This is a genomic window from Colwellia sp. C1TZA3 (assembly GCF_007954265.1).
Taxonomy (GTDB): domain Bacteria; phylum Pseudomonadota; class Gammaproteobacteria; order Enterobacterales; family Alteromonadaceae; genus Cognaticolwellia.
Window position 1 is genome coordinate 40,991 of record NZ_VOLS01000029.1, and the last position, 12,106, is coordinate 53,096.

Annotated in this window: 10 protein-coding genes; 9 read left to right on the plus strand and 1 reads right to left on the minus strand. The window is 38.0% G+C overall.

Annotated elements, in window-relative coordinates:
- The first annotated feature begins 26 nt into the window (after window positions 1-26).
- Window positions 27-1,643, plus strand: coding sequence for a glycoside hydrolase family 43 protein (locus ESZ39_RS10175; RefSeq protein WP_146879801.1), 1,617 nt, complete (start codon window positions 27-29; stop codon window positions 1,641-1,643).
- 240 nt (window positions 1,644-1,883) lie between these two features.
- Here the strand turns inward: ESZ39_RS10175 and ESZ39_RS10180 are convergent, their stop codons facing one another.
- The gene (locus ESZ39_RS10180; protein ID WP_146879802.1) at window positions 1,884-2,882 is read right to left on the minus strand and encodes a substrate-binding domain-containing protein; all 999 of its coding nucleotides are present in this window, start codon (window positions 2,880-2,882) and stop codon (window positions 1,884-1,886) included.
- Between the two features lie 148 nt (window positions 2,883-3,030).
- Here ESZ39_RS10180 and ESZ39_RS10185 point away from each other — a divergent pair, with 148 nt between their 5' ends.
- From ESZ39_RS10185 to ESZ39_RS10220, 8 genes are all read left to right on the plus strand, one after another.
- A complete protein-coding gene (locus ESZ39_RS10185; protein WP_223270338.1) occupies window positions 3,031-3,417 on the plus strand; it encodes a hypothetical protein in 387 nt (128 codons plus the stop codon).
- 50 nt (window positions 3,418-3,467) lie between these two features.
- Entirely contained in the window at window positions 3,468-4,298 is an 831-nt protein-coding gene (locus ESZ39_RS10190) for a hypothetical protein (protein WP_146879803.1), read from the plus strand.
- A gap of 3 nt (window positions 4,299-4,301) precedes the next feature.
- The gene (locus tag ESZ39_RS10195) at window positions 4,302-5,312 is read left to right on the plus strand and encodes a Kelch repeat-containing protein (RefSeq protein WP_146879804.1); all 1,011 of its coding nucleotides are present in this window, start codon (window positions 4,302-4,304) and stop codon (window positions 5,310-5,312) included.
- A 115-nt stretch (window positions 5,313-5,427) separates the two neighbouring features.
- Window positions 5,428-7,056: a glycoside hydrolase family 43 protein gene (locus ESZ39_RS10200; protein WP_223270339.1), complete on the plus strand. Its 1,629-nt coding sequence runs from the start codon at window positions 5,428-5,430 to the stop codon at window positions 7,054-7,056.
- Between the two features lie 24 nt (window positions 7,057-7,080).
- Window positions 7,081-8,859 carry an IlvD/Edd family dehydratase gene (locus ESZ39_RS10205; protein WP_146879806.1) on the plus strand — a complete coding sequence of 593 codons (1,779 nt, stop codon included), beginning with the start codon at window positions 7,081-7,083 and terminating at the stop codon, window positions 8,857-8,859.
- A gap of 64 nt (window positions 8,860-8,923) precedes the next feature.
- Entirely contained in the window at window positions 8,924-10,111 is a 1,188-nt protein-coding gene (locus tag ESZ39_RS10210) for a fumarylacetoacetate hydrolase family protein (RefSeq protein WP_146879807.1), read from the plus strand.
- 68 nt (window positions 10,112-10,179) lie between these two features.
- On the plus strand, window positions 10,180-11,772 hold the full coding sequence (locus ESZ39_RS10215; RefSeq protein WP_146879808.1) for an aldehyde dehydrogenase (NADP(+)): 1,593 nt from the start codon (window positions 10,180-10,182) through the stop codon (window positions 11,770-11,772).
- Window positions 11,773-11,824: 52 nt separating this feature from the next.
- On the plus strand, window positions 11,825-12,001 hold the full coding sequence (locus ESZ39_RS10220; protein ID WP_146879809.1) for an SMP-30/gluconolactonase/LRE family protein: 177 nt from the start codon (window positions 11,825-11,827) through the stop codon (window positions 11,999-12,001).
- Window positions 12,002-12,106: the final 105 nt, after the last annotated feature.

Below are 12,106 nucleotides of genomic sequence, written 5' to 3' on the forward strand. Positions count from 1 at the left end.
GATTAATTTTAATCTAAGAGTAATTTATGAATACAATTTCTAATCCTATTTTAAAAGGCTTTAATCCTGACCCTAGCATTATTAGAGTTGGCGATGATTATTATATTGCCACCTCAACGTTTGAATGGTTCCCAGGTGTACAAATCCATCATTCAAGAGACTTAGTAAATTGGAATTTAATTACTCGACCCCTTAATAGAGAATCACAACTTGATATAAAAGGTGTACCTGATTCATGTGGTATTTGGGCACCTTGTTTAACTCATGTAGATGGTGTTTTTTACCTGACTTATACCGTAGTAAAAAACTTTAATGGTGATTGGAAAGACACACCTAATTATGTTGTTACCTCTTCAGATATTAAAGGCCCTTGGTCTAAACCATCATTTGTAAGTGGGACAGGCTTTGATCCTTCATTATTTCATGATGATAACGGTAAGTCGTATTACATGAGTATGATGGTAGATCACAGAAACAGTAAATTTTTTGGTGGTATTGTCATCCAGGAATTTGACCGTTACCTGAAGAAGCCTATAGGAAAAGTTCATCATATATTTTCAGGAAGCGAACATGGGTTAACAGAAGGCCCACACATTTATAAAAAGAATGGTTACTTTTATTTACTAACAGCGGAAGGTGGCACAAGTTATAACCATTGTGTATCTTTAGCGCGTTCTAAATCTATATTTGGTCCTTATGAGATTGCGCCTAATAATCCAATCATCACCTCTAAAGATTCACCAAGTAACTATTTACAAAAAACTGGCCATGCAGATCTAGTAGAAACCCAAAATGGTGAATGGTATATGGTATTTCTAACGGGTCGTCCGTTAACTGAACAAGGGCGATGCATTACAGGTAGAGAAACAGCAATAGAAAAGGTTGTGTGGAAAGAAGATAACTGGCTTTATTTAGACCATGATTCTCAAGAGGCACGCCAACATGTTCCTGCACCAAATTTACCTGAACATACATTTAAACCTGAAACACAACGTATTACGTTTGACTCCCCTACTTTAGATATTAACTTTCAAAGTTTACGTGTTCCCATGACTAATGAATGGATAAGTCAAACAGATAGACAAAAACACCTACGTTTATATGGCCGTGAATCTCTTAGTTCTTGTTTTGAACAAAGTTTACTCGGCAGAAGAGTACAAGCTCACCATACAACAGCGTCTACCTGTATTGATTTTTCACCCGAAAATTTTCAACAGATGGCAGGCTTAGTTTGTTACTACAATACAACTCATTATCATTATGTGTATATTTCAGGTGACGATATAGATGCTTATTCAGGTAAAAAGTTTATTAACGTTTTAAGTTGCGATGACAATAAAACATCGCACCCTATCAGCCAAGCTATCGATGTATCAGAGGTTAAAAAAGTCTATCTAAAGGCTGAATTTAATGGGGCTGTTATACAGTTTTTCTTTGCGACAGAAATTGGATCTACCCAACCTAAATGGCAAGCAATAGGACCAGAATTAGACGGTAGTATTCTATCAGACGATTATGTAGTGCATACAGAAAAAGGCTATTCACCTAACTTTACGGGCGCATTTTATGGACTAGCTTGCCAAGATCTTTCAGGACAGAAAATTCACGCCGACTTTGAGTATTTTGAATACCAAGAAAAGTAATATCGATAGTTCAACAGACCCTAGGTTTACATTATTTACTATTAACTTAATGTAAGCCTAATTACAATAACTGTATAATATCAATAAAATTAATTAATGGTTCAAATTTTAATGAGGATAAATTTTCAAGAACAAGGCGCTTGATTGACCAATAGCTGGCTATTGGGATTGAAAGCAACGATGTTATTGGGTATTTAGCCCATTTAAAAAGATCACTTAGTTAGTCTGATTGGTACAACATCAAATGCTCTCACCATCGTTTAACGTAAAACCTAAATCTATATAAGTTTCTATTTCTTCTAAGCCATCAATTCTAGCTAATAGCTGTTCAGCTGCTACTTGTCCAATAAGAAACCTTGGGGTAATAACACTAGCCAAAGCAGGAGAATAAAGCTGTCCCATATCGTGTCCATGCATACCTGTAATCCCTAATTCATCAGGTACTTTTATGCCCTTTTTTTTGCAACTTAACAACATCCCCATAGCAACATCGTCGTTCGTACAAATTACGCCATCTACTTTAGATACAATAGATATAATATCATCTAAAATTTCTGATCCTAACCGGATAGAAGAAAATTCAGGTGATCGAAAAATTAAAGGCGTTAACTGATAAGACAGAACCGCTTCTTCGTAACCTTGTTGTCGTAATAAATCACGTGTATCTCCTTTAGCGCCAATATAAGCAATATTTTTATAACCTTTTTCTAGCATGTTTAACGTCATTTGTTTAGCTGCTGCTAAATTATCAAAACCAACCGCTTGCTGAATAGGTGGAGTACAAGTATCCATAATCTCTGTAACAGGAACACCAGATGAATCAATCATACGTAAAGTATTACCCGTATGAACACTTTCAGAAAGTATAAGCCCATCAACATGATAGCCTAACAAAGAGCTAATTCTTTTTTCTTCAAGCTCAGGAGAATATGCATAATGAGCGATCATAATTTGATAGCCTGCAGGCTCCGTAACCGACTCAATACCACGTAATACTTCATCAAAAACATGATTTGAAATAGAGGGAAATAACACACCAATGGCTTGGCTTTTACCTTTAGATAAAATACTGGGGCCGCGATTGGGAATATATCCAAGTGTGGCAATTGTTTCTTTAATTTTTATCCGCAGCGGCTCAGCAACAAGATTTTCATCTTTTAAATAACGACTTACCGTCATTTTGGTTATACCGATAGCATTTGCAATATCTTGCAGTGAAGTTCTTTTAACTTTTTTCATATATTTATTAGTAAGATAGTTCTAAAAAGCAGTAAATAGTATGTGAATTGTAGCATAAATATTGGTATGGCACTTGTTAGCATGAGAAGTTATTGGTAGTATTTGGCAAACCCAATGTTACCAGTAACATTCATAAAAGGAATAACTTTTGAAACTTTATAAAAATCTGAAATTAATACTCATAACGCAACTGTTTTTACTCATCACCTTTCCTTCATTTGCCGATACAGATGAAGCCATAAGCATTACTGTTTTTTTAAAGCATGACCAATCAAAAAACCTGTTTGAAATAAAAGAATTATTAAAAGAGTCTAACTTTTATAAACACTTCCCTCCTGAAGGTGTTGAAGTTGAATCATGGAAGGTCATGATGGGCATTGGTCAAGTGGTAACTTTACGCGTACCGCCAAGCAAACTGGCGGCACTTAATTTATCTGTAGAGCGCTATGGCTGGAAAGCTTATACAACCGAATTTTACCCCACTTATGACTTGTACCCAATAGTTAAAAAAGAAATTGAAAAAGCAAGAAAATAAAAGTTCATTAACACAAAACATTTGCTTAACCCTAACTTTTGAGAGTGACTATGAAAAAAATACTAATAAGTTTTACGATAATGATATCAACGCTTTTGTCGTTAGGCGCAATTGCCAAAGCACCTGTGTTTGATATTAAAAACGATCTACTTCTTTTAAATTTTGATCTGAAAACAGACGTAGATGATGTTCACACTATTGCTGCATTAGATTTAATTTTACGTTCTCCAACCTACAAAGAGCTTAACTATTTTGCTGTAGCTGGCACTTATGGCGTGCAAGCGGGTTTATATGTGCCAGCCAATAATTTATTTAATATGGTTTTTTCTGAACATTGGACAGATGCTCACCAATCGCGAAAAAAATCCATTACTCAAACAACAGACAAGATCAAAGCTACATTAACTATGGGCGGTAACATTTGGATTGCCGAAGCGGGACAAAGCGATTATACGCAAACATTACTTGAGACACTAAAGTCTGAAAATATTACTGTTCCTACAAATAACATCATTGTTGTTCAACACAGCGAATGGAATGAGAAAGAAACTAGCCATGACGCCCTACTTTACGTGAAAGAAAATACAACCTACATAAAAATTGCAGATGGTAATAAAGCTGGCAACGGTTCATCAGGATTTAACGAAGAAAAGTTTTCAACAACCCCCCTTGAAAATAAAAAATTATTATCTTCTGACACATGGATTGAAGCAAATAAAGTTTCTGCGCAATATAACGGTATCAACGGTAGATATCATAATAAAGCGATCAGTAATGGTGGCGTCGATTTTTCAGATTTATCTGAAGTTACTTGGATTTTAGGTATTAAAAACACCCCCGATGTTGCCAGTTTCTTTAATCAATTCAACAAGGAAAAGTAGTACATGTTATTAAATAATCGTTCTATGTGTTGTTTACGCAAATATTCCCTCATGGCGGTAATGAGTTTTATAACCTGTTCAAATGTATATGCTGACAACTGGGATCCTATTGAAACCAATAATGAATTTTCAGCTAGACATGAAGCTGGGTTTATCACCTTCGAAAATCAAGGTTATTTAATTGGTGGGCGCGGAATTAAGCCTGTTAACGTGTTAAACCCTAAAACACTCGCTTGGAAATCACTTGCTGCCTCACCCTTTGAAATGCATCACTTTCAACCTGTTATTTGGAATAAAAAAATTATCATTGCTGGCGCATTAACGGGTGGTTACCCTTTTGAAACACCCGTTGCTAACATTTATTATTTTATCCCTAACGAAAACAAATGGGAAAAAGGTCCTGAAATTCCTAAAGAACGCCGTAGAGGAAGTGTATCTACCGTAGTTATTGGTGATTCTCTTTTTCTTGTTGGTGGCATAAAAAATGGCCATACAGACGGTAATGTTGCATGGGTTGATCGTTATAATTTAAAAACAAAAGTTTGGACTACATTGCCTGATGCTCCACATGCTAGAGATCATGCGCAAGCTGCCGTTATAGATAATAAAATTTATGTTGCTGGTGGGCGTAAAACATTTGGAAAAACAAATAACGTTTTCGATTTAGTTGTAGATAAAGTCGATGTATTTAATACCACAACCAACAAATGGGATACGTTCAAAGAAGTATTGCCTGTTCCTCGAGCCGGTGTATCTGTATTTGCAAAAAACAACGGTTTTATTGTTGTTGGTGGCGAAAGCGCCAATCCAAATAAAGCGCATGAAGAAGTACATTTTTATAACTTAAAAAAACATGAATGGTTGAAAGTTGCCTCATTAAAACAAGGTAGACATGGCAGTGGCATTGTTGAAATGGATGGTTATTTGTGGATTGCATCAGGTTCAGGAATGCAAGGTGGTTCACCTGAATTACGTTCTGTTGAACGCATCAAAACCAATAGAATATTCAATTAATTCAGCATAAAATAATGGGATCAAATATGAACAAGAGTAAATACCAATGTTATTTTAACTTATGCAATTGTAGCTTTGATGGCTTAATACACTACATTCCTATGAGTCATTAATTATGATATCTAACCCTATTATTAAAGGCTTTAATCCAGATCCTGTTATCTGTAATAAAGGCGAAGATTATTATATCGCTACCTCAACATTTGAATGGTTTCCGGGTGTTCGCATTTATCACAGTCGAGATTTTATCGACTGGAACTTAATCGCCCAACCTTTAGATCGCGTTAGCCAATTAGACATGAACGGCATACCTGACTCTGGCGGTGTATGGGCTCCCTGCCTTACCTATAGCGATGGTTTGTTTTGGTTGGTGTATTCCAATGTAAAAAGTGTTGATAGCCCTTGGAAATCTGGCGACAACTTTCTGGTTACTGCGGGAAATATTGAAGGCCCATGGAGCGAGCCAATCAAGCTAAAATTTGGCGGTTTCGATCCTTCGCTATTCCATGATGAGTCTGGTAGAAAGTTTATGACTTACAGACAATGGGGACCTAGACATCATAGCAATCCGCATAACAACATTATCATCCAAGAATATTTTCATGACGAGCAACGCTTATCAACCGACCGTAAAATCATCTTTGGTGGAACAGAACGTAAGTTAACTGAAGCCCCTCATTTATATAAATTTGATGGCTACTATTACCTATTGGTCGCTGAAGGTGGCACTGTTTACGACCATGCTGTTACGGTATTACGCAGTAAAAGTGTGTTTGGCCCCTTTGAATTACACCCTGATGAAACCATTTTAACCACCATTGATAAACCAGAAGCTCCTCTACAAAAAGCAGGACATGGTTCAATGATTAAAACCCATTCAAACGAATGGTATATGGTGTTTCTTGTGGGTCGTCCTTTACCAGATACCATTAAAATTACCGATAACAAAATTTCAGGCTATTGCCCTTTAGGCAGAGAAACCGCTATCGACAAAATTGAATGGCGTGATGGTTGGCCTTATGTGGTTGGCGGAGCATCCACTAAGCTACAAGTTGAAGCGCCAACTTTTGCTACACTTTCGTCTACAACAGCGACTTCTCAAATCTCGTCAGACGGTTTTATCGATAATTTTGATCGCAATACGCTACACCCAGAATGGCAAACTTTACGTGTTCCTTTTTGTGAAGAAATGGGAGCGCTAACAGAAAGCAAATCAGGGTTAAGGTTATACGGACAAGAGCCGCTTATTTCACAATTCCCTCAATCAACAGTTGGGTATAGATGGCAGCATTTCGACTTTGAAGCAACAACCACCGTATCTTTCACCCCAACTAATGAACAACAAAATGCAGGTATTGCGTGTTATTACAACACTAAAAACTGGGTTTACTGTTTTGTTGATTTTGATGAAAGCTTAGGTATTCGTGCGCTTAAAATTATTCAAGTGGATCGAGGCAAAGCTTCTTATTATCTCTATGAACAACCGATACATATACCTGACTCTGTCAGTAATATATCGTTGAAAGTTTGTGTGCGCGGTAAAAATTTAACGTTTGAATACTCATTCGATGACTCAACTTGGCAACCATTAGATGTGGTTTTCGATGCTTGGAAACTCTCAGATGATTACATAAAAGGTAAAGGTTTTTTTACTGGCGCGTTTGTCTGTTTACATTGTTCAGATCAAAGTGGTGAAGGCGTTTTTGCAGACTTCCATCATTTTGAATATGTCCCTCACCTTTAAATTAATCTAATAAGAAACCTTATAATGAAATTAAATAAAAACCACCGTTTCCGTTCACAAGATTGGTTTGATAACAAAGAACATATTGATTTAGCCGCCTTATATTTAGAACGATTTATGAACTATGGTATTACGCCTGAAGAGCTACGTTCAGGTAAACCTATTATTGGCATAGCGCAATCAGGCAGCGACTTAGCGCCGTGTAATCGCATTCATATTGAACTGACCAAACGCGTAAAAGATGGCGTTAGAGCCGCAGGTGGAATTCCAATAGAATTTCCGGCTCATCCTATTTTTGAAAATTGTCGACGCCCTACTGCTGCACTTGACCGTAACTTAGCTTACTTAGGTTTGGTCGAAATATTATTTGGCTACCCAATTGATGCCGTTGTATTAACTACCGGTTGCGACAAAACTACACCGTCTAGCCTAATGGCGGCATCTACGGTTGATATTCCAGCGATTGTTTTATCAGGCGGACCAATGCTTGATGGCTGGCACGATGGTGAATTAGTGGGTTCAGGCACAGTTATTTGGCGCTCAAGAAAGCGTTTAGCTGCCGGTGAAATTGATGAAACTGAATTCCTCAACCTAGCTATGAACTCAGCTCCATCTGCAGGTCACTGTAATACAATGGGAACTGCATTAACTATGAACTCGGTTGCTGAAGCGTTAGGTATGTCTTTAACAGGTTGTGCCGCAATACCCGCACCTTATAAAGAGAGAGGCCAAATGGCCTATCGTACCGGCGTTCGAATTGTTGAAATGGCTTATGAAGATCTAACACCTTCTAAAATACTCACACGTGAAACCTTTATTAATGCCATGAAAGTTATCTCAGCCTTAGGTGGTTCAACTAATGCGCAACCACACCTTATGGCAATGGCTAGACATGCAGGTGTTGAAATAACCGCTGAAGATTGGAATGAACTTGCACGACCTATTCCATTGCTTGCTAATGTTCAACCGGCGGGTAAATACCTAGGTGAACGTTTTCATAGAGCGGGTGGTGTTCCTGCCATTATGTGGGAACTATTAAATGCAAATAAACTTAATGGCAATGTATTAACCGTTACGGGTAAATCATTAGCTGAAAACTTACAAAACTTACCTAAAACCGATAGAGAAGTGATTAAGTCGTTTGATGAACCTATGTTGAAAAACGCTGGCTTTGCTGTGTTCTCAGGTAACTTTTTCGACTTCGCCATTATGAAAACCAGTGTTATTTCACCTGAGTTTACACAACGTTTTCTTTCAGAAAAAGATAACGAAGGCGTTTTTGATGCTCGGGCGATAATTTTTGAAGACTCTGAGGATTATCATCAACGTATTAACGATCCATCCTTAAATATTGATGCCCACTGTATTTTAGTTATTCGTGGCGCTGGTCCTATTGGTTGGCCAGGCTCTGCTGAAGTTGTCAACATGCAGCCACCTGATCATTTAATTAAGCAAGGTATTACTAGCTTACCGACTTTGGGGGATGGCCGACAATCAGGCACATCAGACAGTCCTTCAATTTTACATGTTTCACCAGAGAGCTCTGTTGGCGGTGGTTTAGCCTATTTACAAACAGGCGATATGCTGCGGGTCAATATGAACAAGGGAACTTGTGACGTATTGTTGCCTGAAGGTGAATTTGAAAGTCGCAAATCAACAATGCCACTTTCACCTCCTAAATCACAAACACCTTGGCAAGAAATTTACCGCGATACCGTTGGCGATTTATCACAAGGCGCCGTTATTGAGCTAGCAACTAAGTATCAAGGGATCTCTAAAAAGCTCCCAAGACACAATCATTAGTCTCTACAAACTTACAATAAAAGCTCATAAACACTTAACTCTGAACAATTAGAAGATAAACATTATGCAATTAGATCAATATTTACCATCAGACCAATACGCCGGCACATTAATCGGTAGAGCTTGGGTACCCGCTAACGTAAGTGAAAGCACGATAAATGTTAGTGGTCCGTCGCCTATTTGGATAAACAATTCAAACGTTTACGATTTATCTTCATTAGCGCCAACGTGTTCAGATTTACTTAATGTCGGCATTACCAAACAAGTATTATTAGTGAGTAACTTCCCTATTATTGGTAGTGTAGAAACCTTACTGTCTAACTCGATAAATCACCCAAGTGATCAAGCGTATTTACACCTTTTATCTCCATTTGATTTACAAGCAATAAAAGCCTGTGGCGTTACTTTTGTTTGCTCAATGATTGAAAGAGTGATTGAAGAAAAAGCCGGTGGCGATCCGATAGTCGCTAAAAATATTCGTTCTAAGATAGATGAAACCATAGGTTCGAGTATTGAAAACCTAATACCTGGTTCGCCTGAAGCGCTCGAGCTAAAAGAAGTATTAATCAAAGAAAACATGTGGTCTCAGTATTTAGAAGTAGGTATCGGCCCATATGCTGAAGTATTTACTAAATCTCAATCGCTCTCTTCGGTAGGCCTTGGCGCACAAGTAGGATTACACCCTATTTCTAGTTGGAATAACCCAGAGCCAGAAGTTGTACTTGCAGTAAATAACAAAGGAAATATTGTCGGTGCCACCTTAGGTAACGATGTAAATTTACGTGATGTTGAAGGCAGAAGCGCCCTGCTTTTAGGTAAAGCTAAAGACAATAATGCATCATGCTCTATCGGGCCTTTCATTCGTTTGTTTGATGAAACATTTACCCTTGAAGACGTTAAGTCAACACAAGTAACCCTGAAGGTTACAGGTGAAGATGGTTATATACTTGAAGCCACTAACGACATGACACAAATCAGTCGTGATGTAGAAGATCTTGTTGCTCAAACTTATTCAAAATCTCATCAATATCCCGATGGATTTGCTTTATTCACGGGCACTTTATTCACACCAACTCAAGATCGTGACGAACCTAATATGGGCTTTACACACAAAATTAACGACTGTGTTGTTATATCTACGAGCAAACTTGGCTCTCTACAAAATAATGTGCATTTTTCTGACCAAATTTCACCATGGGAATTTGGTATTAGCGCACTCATTAAAAATCTTGCTCAACGAAACCTTATATAACTGAGCCATATTGAAGCAACATTAACTGAAGCAAAATTAACTGAACCTAATTTAGGAATATCCAATTTATGTACAAGCTAACACAAAAATCATATATCGCCGGCACTTGGGTTTCTCCAAAAGGAGAAGCTTTTCAAGCACAAAACCCAGCAACTCAAGAACTCCTTTCTGAGCATAATAATTGTCTTGAAAGTGAAATAAATTCAGCAATGGAAGCAGCGCAACAGGCTTATCCTGTATTTAATCAACTTTCACCTGTAGATCACGCTAACTTTCTAATAGCGATAGCAGAAGAAATTGAAGCTTTAGGTGATCAACTACTTGAAGTTTGTAACCAAGAAACAGGATTAGGCTTACCAAGATTAACAGGTGAACGTGGCCGTACTACTGGTCAAATAAAAGCTTTTGCAGAAATAGTAAAAAATGCCAGCTGGGTACAAGCAAGTATTGATACAGCTGAACCTGAGCGAGCACCTTTACCTAAACCAGACTTACGTAAAATGCTTAAGTCTATAGGCCCAGTTGCTGTATTTGGCGCGTCTAACTTTCCTTTTGCTTTCGGTACATTAGGTGGCGATACCATATCAGCACTTGCTGCAGGTAACCCAGTTATTGTTAAAGGTCATCCTTCACATCCTGCAACCAACGAGCTTTTTGCTTATGCTATTGGTAACGCCATTTCACGTTGCGAACTTCCACAAGGAGTTTTCTCATTATTGCAAGGTAACGCCATCCCGTTATCAGTTCAATTAGTTTGCCACCCTTTAACTGAAGCAGTTGGTTTTACAGGCTCTTTAACCGGTGGCAGAGCAATAATGGATGCTACAGCTAAACGCGCTAAACCTATTCCTGTGTTTGCAGAAATGGGCAGCGTAAATCCTATGTTCTTTACAAATAATGTACTTACTCAATCAGCAGAATCACTCGCTAAAGCACTTGCTGGCTCTGTTTGCATGGGAACAGGACAGTTTTGTACGTCTCCAGGTGTCATTGTGATTCAAAAGAACGACAGCTTTGTAAATACTTTAGCCGAAACCATGAGTGCTAACCCTAAAGGTATTATGCTAAATGCAGGTATTGGACAAGCATTTTTGAAAGGTATTCAAGAGTTTATAGCAACAGGTGAAGTTGAATGGGTTAATAATGATGAGGCTAGCTTAACTTCAACAACCGACAATGCCTTATTACCACCTAACGTTGTATTAAAAACCACAGCGAGTGCTTTCCTGAAAAATCCACAATTGCAAAGTGAAGTATTTGGTCCTGCAACCTTAGTGGTTGAATGTGATGATGATGTGCAATTTACACAAATAGCTCAAGGTTTAGAAGGTAACTTAACCGTCAGCATACATGCCGTTGATGAAGATAACGCCTTAGTGAAAGAGCTCATTGTTTTACTAGAACAAAATACAGGTCGAATCATCTTTAATGGCTTCCCTACGGGTGTAGAAGTATGTGGTTCGCAGCATCATGGAGGTCCTTACCCTGCTTCATCAAATGGTTCTACAACCAGTGTGGGAATCGATGCAATTCACAGATTTACTCGTGTTGTCGCTTACCAAAGCACGCCAGCACAGCTTTTACCTGCAGCGCTACAGAACGCTAATCCGTACAACATTGTGCGTCGTGTTAATGGTAAGTTTTCATCGCAATCAATCTAAAACAAAGATTAAACACTAAATTTTTAAGTGAAATAAGAAGTTAAGGATAAATATGTCTAACGTCGAATTAGTCCATCAAAGCCATTGTCGTATTGGCGAAGCTGTTATTTGGTCTGTTGCAGAACAAGCCATTTATTGGAGTGATATTTTAGGTCATAAAGTTTACCAACATAAACCTTTGTTAAATGAAAAAGGTACAACCGATAGCGGTGTTTTTCAAGATAGTTGACACTGTTTCCCCTAATTTTATTAAGCGACTTCTTTTTGTGCGTTTTTTATACTTTCCTTTTCTGGGTTCAATGATACTGGGCCTGCTGGTTCGCAATTTCTGACC

What these genes read in the sequence shown, in the direction of transcription:
- ESZ39_RS10220 (WP_146879809.1), top strand. Translation starts at nt 11,825, where the DNA reads ATGTCTAACGTCGAATTAGTCCATCAAAGCCATTGTCGTATTGGCGAA.
- ESZ39_RS10190 (WP_146879803.1), top strand. Translation starts at nt 3,468, where the DNA reads ATGAAAAAAATACTAATAAGTTTTACGATAATGATATCAACGCTTTTG.
- ESZ39_RS10200 (WP_223270339.1), top strand. Translation starts at nt 5,428, where the DNA reads ATGATATCTAACCCTATTATTAAAGGCTTTAATCCAGATCCTGTTATC.
- ESZ39_RS10205 (WP_146879806.1), top strand. Translation starts at nt 7,081, where the DNA reads ATGAAATTAAATAAAAACCACCGTTTCCGTTCACAAGATTGGTTTGAT.
- ESZ39_RS10175 (WP_146879801.1), top strand. Translation starts at nt 27, where the DNA reads ATGAATACAATTTCTAATCCTATTTTAAAAGGCTTTAATCCTGACCCT.
- ESZ39_RS10210 (WP_146879807.1), top strand. Translation starts at nt 8,924, where the DNA reads ATGCAATTAGATCAATATTTACCATCAGACCAATACGCCGGCACATTA.
- ESZ39_RS10195 (WP_146879804.1), top strand. Translation starts at nt 4,302, where the DNA reads ATGTTATTAAATAATCGTTCTATGTGTTGTTTACGCAAATATTCCCTC.
- ESZ39_RS10180 (WP_146879802.1), bottom strand. Translation starts at nt 2,882, where the DNA reads ATGAAAAAAGTTAAAAGAACTTCACTGCAAGATATTGCAAATGCTATC.
- ESZ39_RS10215 (WP_146879808.1), top strand. Translation starts at nt 10,180, where the DNA reads ATGTACAAGCTAACACAAAAATCATATATCGCCGGCACTTGGGTTTCT.